General features: G+C 56.4%; 18 protein-coding genes and 1 tRNA gene. All 19 read left to right on the top strand.

Annotation, left to right across the window (positions count from 1 at the left end):
* Positions 1 to 1,137 (top strand): elongation factor Tu (gene tuf, locus AB5Y89_RS17725; RefSeq protein ID WP_017788708.1); only part of this gene is annotated, 1,137 nt, incomplete at its 5' end.
* Between the two features lie 52 nt (positions 1,138 to 1,189).
* Positions 1,190 to 1,266, top strand: a tRNA-Trp gene (locus AB5Y89_RS17730).
* A gap of 60 nt (positions 1,267 to 1,326) precedes the next feature.
* Positions 1,327 to 1,698, top strand: a complete 372-nt coding sequence (gene secE, locus AB5Y89_RS17735) for a preprotein translocase subunit SecE (protein ID WP_010675960.1) — start codon at positions 1,327 to 1,329, stop codon at positions 1,696 to 1,698.
* A gap of 9 nt (positions 1,699 to 1,707) precedes the next feature.
* Positions 1,708 to 2,259 carry a transcription termination/antitermination protein NusG gene (gene nusG, locus AB5Y89_RS17740; RefSeq protein WP_010675959.1) on the top strand — a complete coding sequence of 184 codons (552 nt, stop codon included), beginning with the start codon at positions 1,708 to 1,710 and terminating at the stop codon, positions 2,257 to 2,259.
* Positions 2,260 to 2,393: 134 nt separating this feature from the next.
* A complete protein-coding gene (rplK, locus tag AB5Y89_RS17745) occupies positions 2,394 to 2,822 on the top strand; it encodes a 50S ribosomal protein L11 (RefSeq protein ID WP_005306313.1) in 429 nt (142 codons plus the stop codon).
* A 4-nt stretch (positions 2,823 to 2,826) separates the two neighbouring features.
* Positions 2,827 to 3,528: a 50S ribosomal protein L1 gene (rplA, locus tag AB5Y89_RS17750; protein WP_010675958.1), complete on the top strand. Its 702-nt coding sequence runs from the start codon at positions 2,827 to 2,829 to the stop codon at positions 3,526 to 3,528.
* Positions 3,529 to 3,784: 256 nt separating this feature from the next.
* On the top strand, positions 3,785 to 4,285 hold the full coding sequence (rplJ, locus tag AB5Y89_RS17755) for a 50S ribosomal protein L10 (protein WP_042016252.1): 501 nt from the start codon (positions 3,785 to 3,787) through the stop codon (positions 4,283 to 4,285).
* 51 nt (positions 4,286 to 4,336) lie between these two features.
* Positions 4,337 to 4,702 carry a 50S ribosomal protein L7/L12 gene (gene rplL, locus AB5Y89_RS17760; protein WP_010675957.1) on the top strand — a complete coding sequence of 122 codons (366 nt, stop codon included), beginning with the start codon at positions 4,337 to 4,339 and terminating at the stop codon, positions 4,700 to 4,702.
* A gap of 223 nt (positions 4,703 to 4,925) precedes the next feature.
* The gene (gene rpoB, locus AB5Y89_RS17765) at positions 4,926 to 8,954 is read left to right on the top strand and encodes a DNA-directed RNA polymerase subunit beta (protein WP_010675956.1); all 4,029 of its coding nucleotides are present in this window, start codon (positions 4,926 to 4,928) and stop codon (positions 8,952 to 8,954) included.
* A gap of 91 nt (positions 8,955 to 9,045) precedes the next feature.
* Positions 9,046 to 13,350, top strand: a complete 4,305-nt coding sequence (rpoC, locus tag AB5Y89_RS17770) for a DNA-directed RNA polymerase subunit beta' (RefSeq protein WP_010675955.1) — start codon at positions 9,046 to 9,048, stop codon at positions 13,348 to 13,350.
* A 197-nt stretch (positions 13,351 to 13,547) separates the two neighbouring features.
* Positions 13,548 to 14,264 (top strand): transcriptional regulator, encoded by a 717-nt coding sequence (locus AB5Y89_RS17775; protein ID WP_010675954.1) that lies wholly within the window; start codon positions 13,548 to 13,550, stop codon positions 14,262 to 14,264.
* A gap of 26 nt (positions 14,265 to 14,290) precedes the next feature.
* Positions 14,291 to 14,671 (top strand): RidA family protein, encoded by a 381-nt coding sequence (locus AB5Y89_RS17780; RefSeq protein ID WP_010675953.1) that lies wholly within the window; start codon positions 14,291 to 14,293, stop codon positions 14,669 to 14,671.
* Positions 14,672 to 14,757: 86 nt separating this feature from the next.
* Complete coding sequence (gene tusD / locus AB5Y89_RS17785; RefSeq protein WP_043153907.1) at positions 14,758 to 15,150, top strand: sulfurtransferase complex subunit TusD; 393 nt, start codon at positions 14,758 to 14,760, stop codon at positions 15,148 to 15,150.
* A 9-nt stretch (positions 15,151 to 15,159) separates the two neighbouring features.
* Positions 15,160 to 15,516, top strand: coding sequence for a sulfurtransferase complex subunit TusC (tusC, locus tag AB5Y89_RS17790; RefSeq protein WP_029314860.1), 357 nt, complete (start codon positions 15,160 to 15,162; stop codon positions 15,514 to 15,516).
* A 7-nt stretch (positions 15,517 to 15,523) separates the two neighbouring features.
* Positions 15,524 to 15,802 (top strand): sulfurtransferase complex subunit TusB, encoded by a 279-nt coding sequence (gene tusB / locus AB5Y89_RS17795; protein ID WP_043153905.1) that lies wholly within the window; start codon positions 15,524 to 15,526, stop codon positions 15,800 to 15,802.
* A 181-nt stretch (positions 15,803 to 15,983) separates the two neighbouring features.
* Complete coding sequence (rpsL, locus tag AB5Y89_RS17800) at positions 15,984 to 16,358, top strand: 30S ribosomal protein S12 (RefSeq protein ID WP_005306278.1); 375 nt, start codon at positions 15,984 to 15,986, stop codon at positions 16,356 to 16,358.
* Positions 16,359 to 16,451: 93 nt separating this feature from the next.
* Entirely contained in the window at positions 16,452 to 16,922 is a 471-nt protein-coding gene (gene rpsG, locus AB5Y89_RS17805; protein ID WP_010675949.1) for a 30S ribosomal protein S7, read from the top strand.
* A gap of 75 nt (positions 16,923 to 16,997) precedes the next feature.
* Positions 16,998 to 19,103 carry an elongation factor G gene (gene fusA, locus AB5Y89_RS17810; protein WP_010675948.1) on the top strand — a complete coding sequence of 702 codons (2,106 nt, stop codon included), beginning with the start codon at positions 16,998 to 17,000 and terminating at the stop codon, positions 19,101 to 19,103.
* 54 nt (positions 19,104 to 19,157) lie between these two features.
* Positions 19,158 to 20,089 (top strand): elongation factor Tu (gene tuf, locus AB5Y89_RS17815; RefSeq protein ID WP_094696491.1); only part of this gene is annotated, 932 nt, incomplete at its 3' end.

Below are 20,089 nucleotides of genomic sequence, written 5' to 3' on the forward strand. Positions count from 1 at the left end.
ACCATCGGCCACGTTGACCACGGTAAAACCACCCTGACCGCCGCCATCACCAACGTGCTGGCCAAGCACTTCGGTGGTAAAGCTTTCGCCTTCGACCAGATCGACAAGGCACCGGAAGAGCGTGAGCGTGGTATCACCATCAACACCTCCCACGTAGAATACGACACTGCTACCCGCCACTACGCCCACGTAGATTGCCCGGGTCACGCCGACTACGTTAAAAACATGATCACCGGTGCTGCCCAGATGGACGGCGCAATCCTGGTAGTAGCAGCGACTGACGGCCCGATGCCGCAGACTCGTGAGCACATCCTGCTGGGTCGTCAGGTAGGCGTTCCGTACATCATCGTGTTCATGAACAAGTGCGACATGGTAGATGACGAAGAGCTGCTGGAACTGGTCGAGATGGAAGTTCGCGAACTGCTGTCCGAGTACGACTTCCCGGGTGATGACCTGCCGGTAGTCCGTGGTTCCGCACTGAAAGCGCTGGAAGGCGAAGCTCAGTGGGAAGAGAAGATCCTGGAACTGGCTGGCCACCTGGACACCTACATTCCTGAGCCGGAGCGTGCCATTGACCAGCCGTTCCTGATGCCTATCGAAGACGTCTTCTCCATCGCAGGCCGTGGTACCGTAGTTACCGGTCGTGTAGAGCGCGGTATCGTCAAGGTTGGTGAAGAAGTGGAAATCGTTGGTATCAAAGATACCACCAAGACCACCTGTACCGGCGTTGAAATGTTCCGCAAACTGCTGGACGAAGGTCGTGCAGGTGAGAACGTTGGCGCGCTGCTGCGTGGCGTGAAGCGTGAAGACGTAGAGCGTGGTCAGGTACTGGCCAAGCCGGGCACCATCAAGCCGCACACCAAGTTCGAATCCGAAGTGTACGTGCTGTCCAAGGAAGAAGGTGGTCGTCACACTCCGTTCTTCAAGGGCTACCGTCCGCAGTTCTACTTCCGTACTACCGACGTGACCGGAACCATCGAACTGCCGGAAGGCGTAGAGATGGTAATGCCGGGTGACAACATCAAGATGGTTGTTACCCTGATTGCCCCGATCGCGATGGACGACGGCCTGCGTTTCGCCATCCGTGAAGGTGGCCGTACCGTAGGTGCTGGTGTTGTAGCCAAAGTTATCGCTTAATCTTGGCTTACATAAATAAAGCAAAGCCCCTATAATAGGGGCTTTCTTATGTAGGGGCGTAGTTCGAATTGGTAGAACAGCGGTCTCCAAAACCGATGGTTGCGGGTTCGAGTCCTGCCGCCCCTGCCATATACCTCGTCTCGTACGGGGCTTTTGTGTCTTTGGTTACGTCAGATACAGGTGGGTTGTATGAGTGTTAGTTCTGAGGGTCAGGGCGGAAGCAAGGATACCCTGCTTTGGGGCCTGGTTTTCATCATCCTGGCGGCCGCTGTAGTGGGCAATTACCTGCTGAGCGACGTTATTGCTGCCGTCCGCGCCCTGGGTGTGGTCGTTGTCATCGCTGCTGCCGGTGCAGTGGCCCTGCAAACCACCAAGGGCAAGGCAACACTGGCGTTTGCCCGTGAGTCTCGCCTGGAAGTCCGCAAGGTCGTATGGCCGACCCGTCAGGAAGCCATTCAGACAACCCTGATTGTGCTGGCGGTGACTGCCGTGATGGGGCTGCTGCTGTTCGTGTTGGACGGCGCCTTGGTCTGGTTGGTCAACCTGATTACCGGTGTGTAAGGATAAGCCATGACTGAACAACGTGAACAGCGTATGAGATGGTATGTCGTGCAGGCATTTTCCGGCTACGAAGGCCGTGTTGCCAAATCCCTGCGTGAACATATCAAGATGCATGGCATGGAAGAGCTGTTTGGTGAAGTGCTGGTCCCGACTGAAGAAGTGGTCGAGATGCGTGCTGGCCAGAAGCGCAAGAGTGAGCGCAAATTTTTCCCGGGATACGTCCTGGTCCAGATGGTGATGGATGAAACCACATGGCACCTGGTACGCAATGTACCACGTGTAATGGGTTTCATCGGCGGTACCTCCGATCGCCCTGCTCCTATCTCCGATAAGGAAGCGGATGCTATCCTCAATCGTCTGCAAGATGCCCACGACAAGCCGCGTCCGAAAACCCTGTTTGAACCGGGTGAGATGGTCCGGGTTGCCGATGGTCCGTTCGCCGACTTCAACGGTACCGTTGAAGAGGTGGACTACGAAAAGAGCCGCGTGAAGGTCTCCGTACTGATCTTCGGCCGCTCAACGCCGGTAGAACTGGATTTTGGTCAGGTCGAAAAAGGCTGATTAATCTCTGTACGTTTAACGGTTGTCAGGGGCAGCGATTATCTCTATAATTCGCTGCCCCTTTATTTGTTGGGGAGCCGTTTGCAGGAGCATGTCTCCGAGGCGTTAGAACCCATTTTTGAGGTATTTTTGTAATGGCTAAGAAAGTCACAGCTTATATCAAGCTGCAAGTTAAGGCTGGCAGTGCTAACCCCAGCCCTCCCGTTGGTCCTGCTCTGGGTCAGCACGGTGTGAACATCATGGAATTCTGTAAGGCATTCAACGCCCGTACAGAAAAGCTGGAAAAAGGTTCTCCGACTCCGGTCGTGATCACCGTTTACAGCGACCGTTCCTTCACCTTCGAAACCAAGACTCCGCCCGCTTCCTTCCTGCTGAAGAAAGCCGCTGGTATCCAGTCTGGTTCCGCCAAGCCGAACAAAGACAAGGTTGGTAAGGTGACTGTGGCTCAGCTGCAAGAAATCGCCAAGACCAAAGAGCCGGATATGACTGGTGCCGATCTGGATGCAAAAGTACGTTGCATCGCCGGTTCCGCTCGTTCCATGGGCCTGGTAGTGGAGGAGTAAGACAATGGCTAAACTGTCCAAGCGTATGCGCGTTATTCGCGAAAAAGTTGACGGTACCAAAGAGTACTCCATCAACGAAGCCATTGCCCTGCTGAAAGAACTGGCTACCGCCAAGTTCGTTGAAAGCGTTGACGTTGCCGTTAACCTGGGTATCGATGCTCGTAAATCCGACCAGAACGTACGTGGTGCAACTGTACTGCCGCACGGTACCGGTCGTGACATCCGTGTCGCCGTGTTCACCCAGGGTGCCAACGCCGAAGCCGCCAAGGCTGCCGGTGCTGAACTGGTTGGTATGGATGACCTGGCTGAGCTGGTCAAGAAAGGCGAGATGAACTTCGACGTCGTGATCGCATCCCCGGATGCCATGCGCGTTGTTGGTCAACTGGGCCAGATCCTGGGCCCGCGCGGTCTGATGCCGAACCCGAAGGTTGGTACCGTCACTCCGAACGTAGCCGAAGCCGTCAAGAACGCCAAGGCTGGTCAGGTTCGTTACCGTAACGACAAGAACGGTATCATTCACACCACTCTGGGCAAAGTTTCCTTCAACGAAGTTCAGTTGAAAGAGAACCTGGAAGCTCTGCTGGTCGCCTTGAAGAAGGCTAAGCCGTCCTCCGCCAAGGGTGTATTCATCAAGAAAGTCAGCATCTCCACCACCATGGGTGCCGGTGTTGCCGTAGACCAAGCTTCCCTGGAAGCTCAGGCCTAATTGATGGGTTTTACAAGGCGCAAAATTTAATCTATAATTTCGCGCCTTGATTGGTTGGGGGTTTCGACCTCCGTCCAAGACCGCAGGAGGCCTCAAAGCCTTAATTCTTCCTGCGTAGACGGTGCCGGAAACCCAGCGAGAAAGATTCTTTCTCTTCTGGAATCCTGCTACCGCATCGTTCCCCTCTGTTGTAAAGGTAGGGGGGATGTGTCAGTACTGGGTCAACAGACCCGGATTCAATCCAGGAGTTAAGCCAATGGCATTGGGACTCGAAGACAAAAAGGCAATTGTTGCTGAAGTCAACGAAGCTGCCAAAGGCGCTCTTTCTGCAGTTGTAGCCGATTCTCGCGGCGTCACTGTAGAGAAGATGACCGTCCTGCGTAAGACCGCTCGTGAAGCTGGTGTGTACATGCGCGTTGTGCGTAACACCCTGCTGCGTCGCGCGGTAGAAGGTACCGAATACGAGTGCCTGAACGACGCATTTACCGGTCCTACCTTGATTGCTTTCTCTAACGAACACCCGGGCGCTGCCGCTCGTCTGTTCAAAGAGTTTGCCAAAGCGAACCAAAAGTTCGAAATCAAGGCTGGCGCTTTTAACGGTGAGTTTATCGCCGCAGCACAAATTGATCGTCTGGCCACGCTGCCGACTTACGAAGAAGCAATTGCGAAGTTGATGGCTACCATGAAGGAAGCCTCTGCTGGCAAGCTGGTTCGTACTATCGCTGCTGTTCGCGACCAGAAACAAGCTGCTGCTTGATTCTCGCCTATCTAGGCTGTTTGAGTTTATTCAACATCAGGAATTTTTGTCATGTCTATCACTAAAGACCAAATCATCGAAGCCGTTGCTTCCATGTCCGTAATGGAAGTTGTTGAGCTGATCGAAGCTATGGAAGAGAAGTTCGGTGTTTCTGCCGCTGCTGCCGTCATGGCCGGCCCGGCTGCTGCTGAAGCAGTAGAAGAGAAGACCGAGTTCGACGTAGTTCTGACTGCTGCTGGCGCCAACAAAGTTGCCGTCATCAAGGCCGTTCGTGGCGCTACCGGTCTGGGCCTGAAAGAAGCCAAGGACCTGGTAGAAGCTGCTCCGACCAATCTGAAAGAAGCCGTGTCCAAGGACGAAGCTGAAGCTCTGAAGAAAGAGCTGGAAGCTGCCGGTGCTTCTGTTGAGATCAAATAATCTGCATTTATGTAGATTAGCCTGATAAAACAGGCTAAGGCTGGTGAATCTTTATTCACCAGCCTTTTTGCGCTGTAGACTGAGAGTATTTCACACCGTTCACGACTCTCGGTGCACCAGCAATCCGGACCGCCTCATCGTCCGGGCCAACACAAAACGGTGTTGAGACAGAGCTGTCCCGTGGGGACAGAGTGGGTCACTTATCAGCGAGCTGAGGAACCCTATGGTTTACTCTTATACCGAAAAAAAACGCATACGTAAGGACTTCGGTAAGCGAGACCAGGTACTGGACACGCCTTATCTGTTGTCCATTCAGCTGGACTCCTTCAAGCAGTTCATCGAGGCTGACCCGGAAGGTGAGTACGGCCTAGAAGCCGCCTTCCGTAGCGTTTTCCCGATCACCAGTTACTCCGGTAGTGCTGAGCTTCAGTATGTCAGCTATCGCCTGGGTGAGCCGGTATTTGACGTAAAAGAATGCCAGATCCGTGGAGTGACCTACTCCGCGCCGCTGCGTGTCAAGCTTCGTATGGTTCTGTACGACCGTGAAGCAGCTGCCGGCACCGTCAAAGACATCAAGGAACAAGAAGTATACATGGGCGAGATTCCGCTCATGACCGAGAACGGCACCTTTGTCATCAATGGTACCGAACGGGTTATCGTCTCCCAGCTGCACCGCAGCCCGGGCGTCTTCTTCGACCACGATAAAGGCAAAACACATTCATCCGGTAAGGTACTGTATAACGCCCGCGTTATCCCCTACCGTGGCTCCTGGCTGGACTTCGAGTTCGATGCGAAAGACAACCTGTTTGTCCGTATCGACCGTCGTCGCAAACTGCCGGCCTCCATTATTCTGCGCGCCCTGGACTTCAGTTCCGAAGAAATCCTGGCCACCTTCTTCGAGACCATCGGTTTCGAGGTCAAGGATGGCAAGTTGATGATGGATCTGGTGCCCGAGCGCCTGCGTGGCGAGACCGCGACCTTCGACATCATTGCCAATGGCGCCGTGGTGGTTGAAACCGGTCGTCGTGTCACTGCCCGTCACATCCGTCAGCTGGAAAAAGACGGCATCACCCAGATCGAGGTGCCGGTAGAGTATGTTGTTGGCAAAGTTGCAGCCAAGAACTACGCGCACCCGCAGACTGGTGAGATGGTTGTCACTGCCAACCAGGCGCTGAGCCTGGAAGCGGTTGCCAACCTGTCCCAAGCCGGCTTCAAGCACTTCGAGGTTCTGTTCACCAACGAACTGGATCACGGTGCCTACATGTCCGAGACCCTGCGTATCGACTCCAGCTCCAGCCGCCTGGAAGCCCTGGTCGAGATCTATCGCATGATGCGTCCGGGCGAGCCGCCCACTCGCGAAGCGGCCGAGCAGCTGTTCGAGAACCTGTTCTTCTCTTCCGAGCGTTATGACCTGTCTACCGTAGGTCGGATGAAGTTCAACCGCCGTTTGGGTCGTGAAGACGAGACAGGCGTTGGCGTGCTGACCAAGGACGATATCGTCGAGGTCATGAAGCGCCTGATCGATATCCGTAACGGTAACGACGAAGTGGACGATATCGACCACCTTGGTAACCGTCGTATCCGTTCCGTCGGTGAAATGGCCGAGAACCAGTTCCGTGTTGGTCTGGTCCGTGTCGAGCGTGCGGTGAAGGAGCGCCTGTCTCTGGGCGATCTGGACACCCTGATGCCGCAGGATCTGATCAACGCCAAGCCGATCTCCGCCGCGGTCAAAGAGTTCTTCGGTTCCAGCCAGCTGTCCCAGTTCATGGACCAGAACAACCCGCTGTCCGAAGTGACCCACAAGCGCCGTATCTCCGCGCTGGGCCCGGGCGGTCTGACCCGTGAGCGTGCCGGCTTTGAAGTTCGAGATGTACACCCGACCCACTACGGTCGTCTGTGCCCCATCGAAACGCCGGAAGGTCCGAACATCGGTCTGATCAACTCGCTGTCCGTGTATTCCCGCACCAACGAGTACGGTTTCCTCGAGACCCCGTACCGCAAGGTGATCGACGGTGTGATCACCGACGAAGTGGATTACCTGTCTGCGATTGAAGAAGGCAAGTACGTGATCGCACAGGCCAACGCCGCGACCACCGAAGATGGCCGTCTGAAAGATGAATTGATCCCGTGCCGTCACAAAGGTGAATCCACCTTTATGAACGCCGACCAGATCCAGTACATGGACGTGAGCCCGCAACAGATCGTCTCTGTGGCAGCGGCCCTGATCCCGTTCCTGGAACACGATGACGCGAACCGCGCATTGATGGGTTCAAACATGCAACGTCAGGCTGTACCGACCCTGCGCGCTGACAAGCCGCTGGTAGGTACCGGTATGGAACGCGCAGTGGCCGTTGACTCCGGTGTGACCGTAGTGGCCAAGCGTGGCGGCATGATCGACTATGTCGATGCCTCCCGTATCGTTATCAAGGTCAACGAAGATGAGCTGCTGCCTGGCGAAGCCGGCATCGACATCTACAGCCTGACCAAATACACCCGTTCCAACCAGAACACCTGTATCAACCAGCGTCCGTGCGTGATGTTGGGTGAGCCGGTGATGGCGGGCGACGTACTGGCTGACGGCCCGTCCACCGATCTCGGTGAACTGGCGCTGGGTCAGAACCTGCGCGTCGCGTTCATGCCGTGGAACGGTTACAACTTCGAAGACTCGATCCTGGTGAACGAGCGTGTGGTTCAGGAAGATCGCCTGACCACCATTCACATCCAGGAACTGGCCTGTATCTCCCGTGACACCAAGCTGGGTCCGGAAGAGATCACTGCTGACATCCCGAACGTGGGTGAAGCCGCTCTGTCCAAGCTGGACGAGTCCGGTATCGTCTACGTGGGTGCGGAAGTGAAGGGCGGCGACATTCTGGTCGGCAAGGTGACTCCGAAAGGTGAAACCCAGCTGACCCCGGAAGAGAAGCTGCTGCGCGCCATCTTCGGTGAGAAGGCGTCCGACGTGAAGGACTCTTCCCTGCGTGTACCGAACGGTGTGTACGGTACCGTTGTTGACGTGCAGGTCTTTACCCGCGATGGCGTGGAAAAAGACAAGCGCGCCAAAGAAATCGAAGAGATGCAGTTGAAGGAAGCGAAGAAGGACTTGACCGAAGAGTTCAAGATCCTGGAAGACGGCATTTTCGGCCGTTCCCGCAACCTGCTGCTGGCCGCCGGTTACAGCGAAGATCGTCTGAACAAGCTCGATCGTTCCAAGTGGTTTGAGCTGGCCATCGAAGATGAAGCCAAGCAAATCGAGCTGGAGCAGATCGCTGAACAGCACGTTGAGCTGAAGGCCGAGTTCGACAAGAAATTCGAGAACAAGCGTCGCAAGATCATCCAGGGCGATGACCTGGCGCCGGGCGTACTGAAGATCGTCAAGGTCTATCTGGCCGTCAAGCGTCGCATCCAGCCGGGTGACAAGATGGCGGGCCGTCACGGTAACAAGGGTGTTATCTCCAAGATCTGTCCGGTCGAGGATATGCCCCATGACGAGTACGGCCGTCCGGTCGACATCGTACTGAACCCGCTGGGTGTACCGTCTCGTATGAACATCGGTCAGATCCTCGAAGTGCACCTGGGCCTCGCGGCCAAGGGCATTGGCGAGAAGATCGACCGCATGATCAAAGAACAGCGCGAGCTGCACGAGATGCGCGAGTTCCTGCAACAGGTCTATGACCTGGGCGAGAAGGACTCCCAGCAAGTGAACATTGCCGAACTGTCTGACGACGACGTGCGTACCCTGGTGGGTAACCTGCGTAAGGGTCTGCCGGTGGCTACACCTGTCTTTGATGGTGCCAAAGAGCGCGAAATCAAAGCCTTGCTGAAGCTGGCCGATCTGCCGGAATCCGGTCAGATCTCCCTGTTCGACGGTCGTACCGGTAACGCCTTCGAGCGCAAGGTCACCGTGGGTTACATGTACATGCTGAAACTGAACCACCTGGTAGACGACAAGATGCACGCGCGTTCTACCGGTTCCTACAGCCTGGTTACCCAGCAGCCGCTGGGTGGTAAGGCGCAGTTCGGTGGTCAGCGGTTCGGTGAGATGGAAGTGTGGGCCCTGGAGGCTTACGGTGCGGCATATACCCTGCAGGAAATGCTGACCGTCAAGTCTGACGATGTGAACGGCCGTACCAAGATGTACAAGAACATCGTGGATGGCGACCACCGTATGGAGCCGGGCATGCCCGAATCCTTCAACGTATTGCTGAAGGAAATCCGCTCTCTGGGTATCAACATCGAGCTGGACGAAGAGTAAGAGCTCGCTCTTATTGTTCGAGAATTGACGTGGGCGCCCCGCTGTTTCGGCAGCTGGGGCGCCGAGGTTAGACTCCTGACAGGGGAAACACGTGAAAGACTTACTCAAGTTTTTGAAGGCTCAGACCAAGACCGAAGAGTTTGACAGTATCAAGATCGGTCTGGCCTCTCCTGACATGATCCGCTCCTGGTCATTCGGTGAGGTCAAAAAGCCTGAGACCATCAACTACCGGACTTTCAAGCCGGAGCGTGATGGTCTGTTCTGCGCCCGTATCTTCGGACCGGTGAAGGACTACGAGTGTCTGTGCGGCAAGTACAAGCGCCTGAAACACCGTGGTGTGATCTGCGAGAAGTGCGGTGTAGAAGTGACCCAGACCAAGGTCCGTCGTGAGCGCATGGGCCACATCGAGCTGGCCAGCCCGACTGCCCACATCTGGTTCCTGAAGTCCCTGCCGTCCCGTATCGGTCTGCTGCTGGACATGACCCTGCGTGACATCGAGCGCGTGCTGTATTTCGAATCCTATGTAGTGATCGAACCCGGCATGACCAACCTCGAGCGCAGCCAGATGCTGTCCGAAGAGAACTATCTGGACGCACTGGAAGAGTGGGGCGACGAATTCGACGCCAAGATGGGTGCCGAGGCCATTCTGGCCCTGCTGCGCGCCATCGATCTGGAAGGTGAAGTCAAAGCCATGCGTGAGGAGCTGGATCAGACCAACTCCGAGACCAAGCGCAAGAAGACCACCAAGCGTCTGAAGCTGATGGAAGCCTTCCTGCAATCCGGCAACAAGCCGGAGTGGATGATCATGACAGTGCTGCCCGTGCTGCCGCCGGACCTGCGTCCGCTGGTACCGCTGGACGGCGGCCGTTTCGCGACCTCCGATCTGAACGATCTGTACCGTCGCGTGATCAACCGTAACAACCGCTTGAAGCGTCTGCTGGATCTGGCTGCGCCGGACATCATCGTGCGCAACGAAAAGCGCATGCTGCAAGAGTCCGTGGATGCCCTGCTGGACAACGGCCGTCGTGGTCGTGCCATCACCGGTTCCAACAAGCGCCCGCTGAAATCCCTGGCCGACATGATCAAGGGTAAGCAAGGTCGTTTCCGTCAGAACCTGCTGGGTAAGCGTGTCGACTACTCTGGTCGTTCCGTTATCACCGTAGGTCCGACCCTGCGTCTGCATCAGTGCGGTCTGCCGAAGAAGATGGCACTTGAGCTGTTCAAGCCCTTCATCTACGGCAAGCTGGAATCCCGCGGTCTGGCGACCACGATCAAGGCCGCCAAGAAGATGGTGGAGCGCGAAGAAGCCGTCGTCTGGGACATCCTGGACGAAGTGATCCGCGAACACCCGGTTCTGCTGAACCGTGCACCGACCCTGCACCGTCTGGGTATCCAGGCGTTTGAACCGACCCTGATCGAAGGGAAGGCCATCCAGCTGCACCCGCTGGTTTGTGCTGCGTATAACGCGGACTTCGACGGTGACCAGATGGCGGTCCACGTACCGCTGACCCTGGAAGCCCAGCTGGAAGCGCGCGCCCTGATGATGTCCACCAACAACATCCTGTCGCCTGCCTCCGGTGAGCCGATCATCGTTCCTTCCCAGGACGTGGTCTTGGGTCTGTACTACATGACCCGTGCCCGTATCAACGCCAAGGGCGAAGGTATGGTGCTGTCCGGTCCGAAAGAGGCCGAGAAGGTCTACCGTGCCGGTCTGGCCGACCTGCATGCTCGCGTCAAGTGCCGCATCACCGAGTACGTGAAGAACGAAGCCGGTGAGCTGGTTGCCAAGACCGAGATGAAGAACACCACCGTTGGTCGTGCGATCCTGAGCCTGATCCTGCCCAAAGGCATGGAGTACGCGCTGATTGACGAGCCCAAGGTACTGACTGCTGCAGAGCAGGCTGACCTGGACGCCAACCCGCAGAACTGGATCAAGTGCGTCTCCAACAAGGCGCTGGGCAAAAAGCTCATCTCCCGTCTGCTGAACACCTGCTATCGCAAGCAGGGCCTGAAGGATACCGTCATCTTCGCTGACCAGCTGATGTATACCGGTTTCCACTACGCGGCCCTGTCCGGTGCCTCTGTTGGTATCGATGACATGGTCATCCCGGATGCCAAGAAAGACATCATCGCTGCTGCAGAAGCCGAAGTCGCCGAGATCCAGGACCAGTTCCTGTCCGGTCTGGTGACCGCGGGCGAACGCTACAACAAGGTTATCGATATCTGGGCCAGCGCGAACGATCGCGTCTCCAAGGCCATGATGGACAACCTTTCCAAGGAGCGTAACGTCAACTCCCTGGGCGATGAGGAAGAGCAAGCCTCCTTCAACAGCATCTTCATGATGGCCGACTCTGGTGCGCGGGGTTCCGCCGCCCAGATCCGTCAGCTGGCCGGTATGCGTGGCCTGATGGCGAAGCCGGATGGCTCCATCATCGAAACGCCGATCGTGGCGAACTTCCGTGAAGGTCTGAACGTACTGCAGTACTTCATCTCCACTCACGGTGCTCGTAAAGGTCTGGCGGATACCGCGCTGAAGACAGCGAACTCCGGTTACCTGACCCGTCGTCTGGTTGACGTGGCCCAGGACATGGTGATCACCGAGGACGATTGCGGCACTACCGACGGTCTGTGGATGACTCCGCTGATCGAGGGTGGCGACGTGGTCGAGCCGCTGCGTGAGCGCGTGTTGGGTCGTGTGGTGGCCGAAGACGTGATCAAGCCGGGTACCGAGGATGAAGTGCTGGTAGCGCGCAACACCCTGCTCGACGAGCAGCTGTGTGACCTGCTGGAGCGCAACTCCGTCGACCGCGTGAAGGTACGTTCTGCCATCACCTGTGAGACCGACTTCGGTAACTGTGCTCACTGCTACGGCCGTGATCTGGCCCGTGGTCACCTGGTTAACAAGGGTGAGGCTGTCGGTGTTATCGCCGCTCAGTCCATCGGTGAACCGGGCACCCAGCTGACGATGCGTACCTTCCACATCGGTGGTGCCGCATCCCGAGCGGCTGCCGAGAGCAGCATCCAGGTGAAGAACACCGGTAGCATCAAGTTGCAGAACGCCAAGTTCGTTCTGAACAACTCTGACAAGCTGGTTATCACCTCCCGTTCTACCGAGCTGACCATCATGGACGAGATGGGCCGTACCAAGGAAAGCCACAAGCTGCCTTACGGTTCCGTGCTGGAAGTGAAGGATGGCGAAGCGGTGAACGCCGGTGATACCGTCGCGAACTGGGACCCGCACACCCACCCGATCATCACCGAAGTGGCGGGTCGCCTGCACTTCGAACACATGATCGACGGTGTGACCATCACTCGTCAGACCGACGAGCTGACCGGTCTCTCTTCCATCGTCGTGCTGGATGTCAACGAGCGTCCGAGCGCCGGTAAAGAGATGCGTCCGACCGTGAAACTGGTCGATCTGAACGGCAAGGATGTGATGATCCCGGGCACCGACGTTCCCGCCCAGTACTTCCTGCCGGGCAAGGCGATCGTGAACCTGGAAGATGGTGCCAACGTGGGCGTGGGTGATGCGGTTGCGCGTATCCCGCAAGAGTCCAGCGGTACCAAGGACATCACCGGTGGTCTGCCGCGCGTTGCGGATCTGTTCGAAGCACGTCAGCCGAAAGAGCCGGCCATCCTGGCCGAGATCTCCGGTACCATCTCCTTCGGGAAAGAGACCAAGGGCAAACGCCGTCTGGTCATCACCCCGACCGATGGTGGCGAGATCTACGAAGAGATGATTCCGAAATGGCGTCACCTCAACGTGTTCGAAGGTGAAAAAGTTGAGAAGGGTGAAGTGCTGGCGGACGGTCCCGAGTCTGCTCATGACATCCTGCGTCTGCGCGGTATCAGCCCGGTCGCCAACTACATCGCCAACGAAGTGCAGGACGTTTACCGTCTGCAAGGCGTTAAGATCAACGACAAGCACATCGAAGTCATCGTGCGTCAGATGCTTCGCAAGTGCGAGATCCTAAGCGCTGGCGACACCGACCTGATCGAAGGTGAGCAGGTTGAAGTGGCCCGTGTGAAGATTGCCAACCGTAAACTGGTTGCCGAAGGCAAGACCCCGGCTACCTACCGTCATATCCTGATGGGTATTACCAAGGCATCTCTGAGCACCGAGTCTTTCATCTCCGCAGCTTCCTTCCAGGAGACCACCCGCGTGCTGACCGAAGCGGCCGTGGGTGGCAAGCGTGATGAACTGCGCGGCCTGAAAGAGAACGTGATCGTGGGTCGTCTGATCCCGGCTGGTACCGGCTTTGCCTACCACCACAGCCGCATCAACCAGCGTGCCGCCGCAGCCCGTGCTGTCGGTGTGCCGCAGGTGACTGCCGATGAAGCTCAGCAAAACCTGGCGGATCTGCTCAACGCAGCCGGCAGTTTTGACGAAGAGTAATCTTCCGCTGCAGTGATCGAAAAGGGCCCCTTCTAGGGGCCCTTTTTTTATTTCCCATCCGGCGCCCAGCGTGCACTGGGCTGGGGCAGGGGGATGATCCAGTGCAAGGTTATAGAGCAAAAAATCAAAAAAAGTTGACATTGCCCCGTCGCAACTGAAAACTCGGGAAAGTTGAATGGGTATTACAGGGGTAGAACATGGCTGTCGGTATCGAGGAAGTACTGCTTCCCGAAGAGCAACTGAGCGGTCGCGCTTTTACAGACGAAGACAGGGAGCTGTTGCGTTCATATGGGGGCCTTATCGAAGGCCTGGCCGATCTGTTCGGCAAGCACTGCGAGGTGGTGCTCCACTCCCTGGAAAATCTGCATGAGTCCGTGATCCAAATAGCGAATGGTTTCAATACGGGTCGAACTCTGGGGGCGCCGATCACCGATCTCGCCCTGCGGATGCTCAAGGATATCGAGAGCACGGGTCAGGATCACACCCAGAGTTATTTTGCCCGCAGTCGGACCGGTGCCTTGATGAAGTCGAGCACCATCGCCATCCGTAACCGCGACAAGCAGGTGATCGGCCTTATCTGCATCAACCTGCACATCAATGCACCTTTCCACGAGTTCGTGGCCGAATTCTTCCCGACGCCACAGCAGGTGGAGCGGCAATCACCGGAGACCTTCGCCAACAGCGTCGAAGAGCTGGTTGCCCAGACGGTGGACAACACCATCGACGAGATCAATCGTGATCCCTCCGTGGCCAACAATGCCAAGAACCGTTTTATCGTGACCCAGTTGTTCGAGAAGGGCATATTTGATATCAAGGATTCGATCAACCTGGTCGCCGACAAGCTGAATATTTCCAAACATACCGTGTATCTCTACATCCGACAGCGCAAGCAGGGTGAAGAAGAGAGCGAGTAAGCGCCATAGATAGGGGATAGATAACAATGGCTAAAGAAGTGATTGCAACCGACAAGGCGCCTGCCGCAATTGGCCCTTATGTCCAGGCTACCAAGCTGGGTGAGCTGGTCTTTACCTCCGGGCAGATCCCGCTCGATCCGGCCACCATGGACATCGTTGCCGGTGGCATCGAGGCTCAGGCAGAGCAGGTGATGAAGAATCTGGTCGCAGTCTTGAAAGCCGCAGGGGCCGATACCAGCAAGGTACTGAAGACCACCTGCTTCCTGAGTGACATGAACAACTTCGTGGCCTTCAACCAGGTGTATGCCCGCTACTTTGGCGAATCCGCTCCGGCACGTTCCTGCGTGGAGGTCGCTCGTCTGCCCAAGGATGTGCTGGTCGAAGTCGAAGCCATCGCTTACGTCTGAGCCTGTTTCATTGCAAAAGCCCCTCCCAGGAGGGGCTTTTGCGTCTATGAGGTAGAATGGATGCACCGCTGTGCAGGAGTGCGATCATGAGTCTGAATTTTGCTCTGCTGGTCACCGGGCCCGCCTATGGCACCCAGACGGCCAGCACGGCCTATCGTTTTGCCCTGAGTCTGGTCGAGCAGGGACACCGCTTGTCCCACCTCTTCTTCTATCAGGAGGGGGTGTGCAATGCCAATGGCCTCCATACGCCAGCCAGCGATGAGACCGACCTGGTGGCGTTGTGGCGCGAGTTGGCCATCCAGCAGGGCATCCGTATCGATGTGTGTGTGGCTGCGGCCATGCGCCGTGGCGTGCTGGATGAGCAGGAGGCCAAGGGAATGGGACGGGAGCATTTCAATCTGGAAGCACCATTCTGCCTGAGCGGGCTCGGTCAGTTGGCGGAAGCCGCACTGACCGCTGATCGCTTCGTTCAGTTCTAGGGGGACAAAATGACCAGAATAGCGTTTATCTCACGGCGTGGTCCCCATGGTTCGGCGAGTGGTCGGGAGGGGCTGGATGCTCTGCTGGCCACCTCTGCATTGACGGAGTCCCTGGCACTCTTTCTGGTGGGGGATGGCGTAATGCAACTGGTGAGGGAGCAATCACCACACGCCATATTGCAGCGTCACTACGCCCCGACCTTCAAGATGCTGGAACTGTATGACATCGAGGAGATCTATGTCTGTGCGGTGTCACTGGCTGAGCGAGGACTGACGGCGGCGGATCTGCTAATCCCAGTTATTCCGCTCTCTCCTGCGGAAATTCGCCGTAGCTGGGCGGGTTTCACCACCCACATCTGCTTCTGAGGTGTCCGTGATACAGCTGATATTGAACTCTCCCTTCATGAGCCAGGATCTCGAGTTGGCGTTGCGTTACCGCATGGAAGGGGATCTGGTGGTGTTGATGCAGGATGCCGTGATGGCGGCGGCTGCCCCCGGGTGGTGCGAGCGCTTGGCAGACGTCCCCCTTTACGTCATGAAGGAAGACCTGCAAGCGAGAGGCTTGTCATCCGGGATCGGGATGGAACTCGATATGCCGGGTTTGATCAGGTTGATCGCCGAGCACGGATCACCGCAGACCTGGGGCGGTTAGACTTGGTTTTCCTTTTTATCTCAGTTGCTTAGCATAATGTCATTCGACTGTCATTTGCCATTTCGGTGTGCAAATTGTATAAATCTTGACTCCCCAGACAACAGGGCATAAAATTTCGCGTCCCCGTATCTGCGGGGAGGATTTTTCACACGTTTATGAAGTCATTATCAGGAGCCTTTTGATGGCAACTATTAACCAGTTGGTTCGCAAGCCACGCATCAAGCTCGTTGTGAAAAGCAACGTGCCGGCGCTGGAAGCGTGCCCTCAGAAGCGTGGCGTATGCACCCGTGTATACACCACCACCCCGAAGAAGCCTAACTCTGCACTGCGTAAAGTATGCCGTGTACGTCTGACCAACGGCTTCGAAGTCACCTCCTACATCGGTGGTGAAGGTCACAACCTGCAAGAGCACTCTGTTGTTCTGATCCGTGGCGGTCGTGTAAAAGACTTGCCAGGTGTTCGTTATCACACCGTTCGTGGTGCGTTGGACTGTGCCGGTGTTAAAGACCGTAAGCAGGCTCGCTCCAAGTATGGCGTGAAGCGTCCGAAAGCTTAATGGTTCTCCGTTAAGTAAGGCCAAACGTTAATTCGTTTCTAGTTAGATAACTTTCTAGTTTTGGGTAACCCCTGAAGTTACGGAGAATTTGAAATGCCAAGACGTCGTGTTGTTGGTCAGCGTAAAATCCTGCCGGATCCCAAGTTCGGATCAGAGCTGCTGGCTAAATTTGTCAACGTAGTAATGGTTGACGGTAAGAAATCTGTTGCAGAAGCCATCGTATATGGCGCCCTGGACATCATTGCCACCAAATCTGGCAAAGAGCACCTGGCCCTGTTCGAAGTCGCTCTGGACAACATTCGTCCGGCGGTCGAGGTTAAATCTCGTCGCGTCGGTGGTGCAACCTATCAGGTGCCGGTAGAAGTTCGTCCGGTACGTCGCAATGCTCTGGCAATGCGCTGGTTGGTTGATGCCGCTCGTAAACGTGGTGAAAAATCAATGGCTCAGCGTTTGGCTGGCGAGCTGCTGGATGCCGCTGACAATAAGGGTTCGTCTGTCAAGAAACGTGAAGACGTTCACCGTATGGCTGAAGCGAACAAGGCCTTCGCTCACTTCCGCTGGTAATCCGCTTGCGCAGGGTCTTCTGACTCTGCGCACCTTTAATTATCTGGGGACAAGCGCCCTAGTAAGAGGATGACAATGGCTCGTACAACCCCCATTGAGCGTTATCGTAATATCGGTATCTCCGCTCACATCGACGCCGGTAAGACTACTACTACCGAGCGCGTTCTGTTTTACACCGGTGTAAGTCACAAGATCGGTGAAGTTCACGATGGCGCCGCCACCATGGACTGGATGGAACAGGAACAAGAGCGTGGTATCACCATCACCTCCGCCGCGACCACCGCTTTCTGGTCCGGTATGGGTAAACAGTTCCAACCGCACCGTATCAACATCATCGATACCCCGGGCCACGTTGACTTTACTATCGAAGTAGAGCGTTCCATGCGTGTTCTGGATGGCGCCGTGATGGTGTACTGTGCCGTAGGTGGCGTACAGCCCCAGTCTGAAACCGTATGGCGTCAGGCTAACAAGTACAAGGTTCCCCGTATCGCGTTCGTCAACAAGATGGACCGTACCGGTGCCAACTTCCTGCGCTGCGTTGAGCACATCAAGACCCGTCTGAAAGGTAACCCGGTTCCTCTGCAACTGAACATCGGTTCCGAAGAGAACTTCAAGGGCGTTATCGACCTGGTCAAGATGAAAGCCATCAACTGGAGCGAAGCTGACCAGGGCGTATCCTTCGACTACGAAGACGTCCCGGCTGAGCTGCTGGAACAGGCGCAAGAAATGCGCATGAACCTGGTTGAAGCCGCTGCTGAAGCGTCTGAAGACCTGATGGAAAAATACCTGGGTGGTGAAGAACTGACTGAAGAAGAGATCAAGAAAGCTCTGCGTCAGCGTGTTCTGAACAACGAAATCATCCTGGTTACCTGTGGCTCCGCGTTCAAGAACAAGGGCGTACAGGCCATGCTGGATGCCGTGGTCGAGTACCTGCCGGCTCCGACCGACGTTGCTGCTATCGACGGTCTGAAGCTGGATGGCGAGACCAAGGACGAGCGTCACGCTTCCGATGACGAGCCGTTCTCTGCTCTGGCATTCAAGATTGCTACCGACCCGTTCGTGGGCAACCTGACCTTCTTCCGTGTTTACTCCGGTGTGGTCAACTCCGGTGACTCCGTGCTGAACTCCGTTAAAGAGAAGCGCGAGCGTTTCGGCCGTATCGTTCAGATGCACGCCAACAAGCGTGAAGAGATCAAAGAAGTTCGCGCAGGCGACATCGCTGCTGCCATCGGCCTGAAGGACGTCACCACCGGTGACACCCTGTGTGACGAAAGCGCACCGATCATCCTGGAGCGTATGGAATTCCCGGAACCGGTAATCTCCATCGCCGTTGAGCCGAAATCCAAGGCTGACCAAGAGAAGATGGGCCTGGCTCTGGGCCGTCTGGCTCAGGAAGATCCGTCCTTCCGCGTATGGACCGACGAAGAATCTGGCCAAACCATCATCGCCGGTATGGGTGAGCTGCACCTGGACATCATCGTTGACCGTATGCGTCGCGAGTTCAAGGTAGAAGCCAACGTAGGTAAGCCGCAGGTTGCCTACCGTGAAACCATCCGCAACACCGTCAAGGACATCGAAGGCAAGCATGCCAAGCAGTCCGGTGGTCGTGGTCAGTACGGTCACGTCGTTATCGACATGTATCCGCTGGAAGAAGGCAAAGCCTACGAATTCGTCAACGACATCAAGGGTGGCGTGATTCCGGGCGAATTCATCCCGGGTGTTGACAAGGGTATCCGCGAGCAGCTGAAGTCCGGCCCGCTGGCAGGCTATCCGGTAATGGATCTGGGTGTGCGTCTGCACTTCGGTTCCTACCACGATGTCGACTCTTCCGAACTGGCGTTCAAGATCGCTGCTTCTCTGGCGTTCAAGGCTGGCTTCATGAAGGCCAACCCGGTACTGCTCGAGCCGATCATGAAGGTCGAAGTCGAGACTCCGGAAGACTACATGGGCGACGTGATCGGTGACCTGAACCGTCGTCGCGGCCTGATCGAAGGCATGGAAGATGGCCCGTCCGGCAAGATCGTACGTGCGCTGGTGCCGCTGGCCGAAATGTTCGGTTACGCCACCTCCCTGCGTTCTGCTACCCAGGGTCGTGCTTCCTACGCCATGGAATTCGCCAAGTATCACGATGCCCCGACCAACGTCGCCCAGGCCGTGATCGAAGAGCGCAAATCCAAGTAATTTAAGATTCCCCGCCTACGACGGTAGGCGGGTTTAACCTAGAAGGACTACGTCGTGTCTAAAGAAAAATTTGAGCGTAATAAACCGCACGTAAACGTCGGCACCATCGGCCACGTTGACCACGGTAAAACCACCCTGACCGCCGCCATCACCAACGTGCTGGCCAAGCACTTCGGTGGTAAAGCTTTCGCCTTCGACCAGATCGACAAGGCACCGGAAGAGCGTGAGCGTGGTATCACCATCAACACCTCCCACGTAGAATACGACACTGCTACCCGCCACTACGCCCACGTAGATTGCCCGGGTCACGCCGACTACGTTAAAAACATGATCACCGGTGCTGCCCAGATGGACGGCGCAATCCTGGTAGTAGCAGCGACTGACGGCCCGATGCCGCAGACTCGTGAGCACATCCTGCTGGGTCGTCAGGTAGGCGTTCCGTACATCATCGTGTTCATGAACAAGTGCGACATGGTAGATGACGAAGAGCTGCTGGAACTGGTCGAGATGGAAGTTCGCGAACTGCTGTCCGAGTACGACTTCCCGGGTGATGACCTGCCGGTAGTCCGTGGTTCCGCACTGAAAGCGCTGGAAGGCGAAGCTCAGTGGGAAGAGAAGATCCTGGAACTGGCTGGCCACCTGGACACCTACATTCCTGAGCCGGAGCGTGCCATTGACCAGCCGTTCCTGATGCCTATCGAAGACGTCTTCTCCATCGCAGGCCGTGGTACCGTAGTTACCGGTCGTGTAGAGCGCGGTATCGTCAAGGTTGGTGAAGAAGTGGAAATCGTTGGTATCAAAGATACCACCAAGACCACCTGTACCGGCGTTGAAATGTTCCGCAAACTGCTGGACGAAGGTCGTGCAGGTGAGAACGTTGGCGCGCTGCTGCGTGGCGTGAAGCGTGAAGACGTAGAGCGTGGTCAGGTACTGGCCAAGCCGGGCACCATCAAGCCGCACACCAAGTTCGAATCCGAAGTGTACGT

Source organism: Aeromonas sp. s4 (assembly GCF_040907855.1).
Lineage (GTDB): Bacteria > Pseudomonadota > Gammaproteobacteria > Enterobacterales > Aeromonadaceae > Aeromonas > Aeromonas caviae.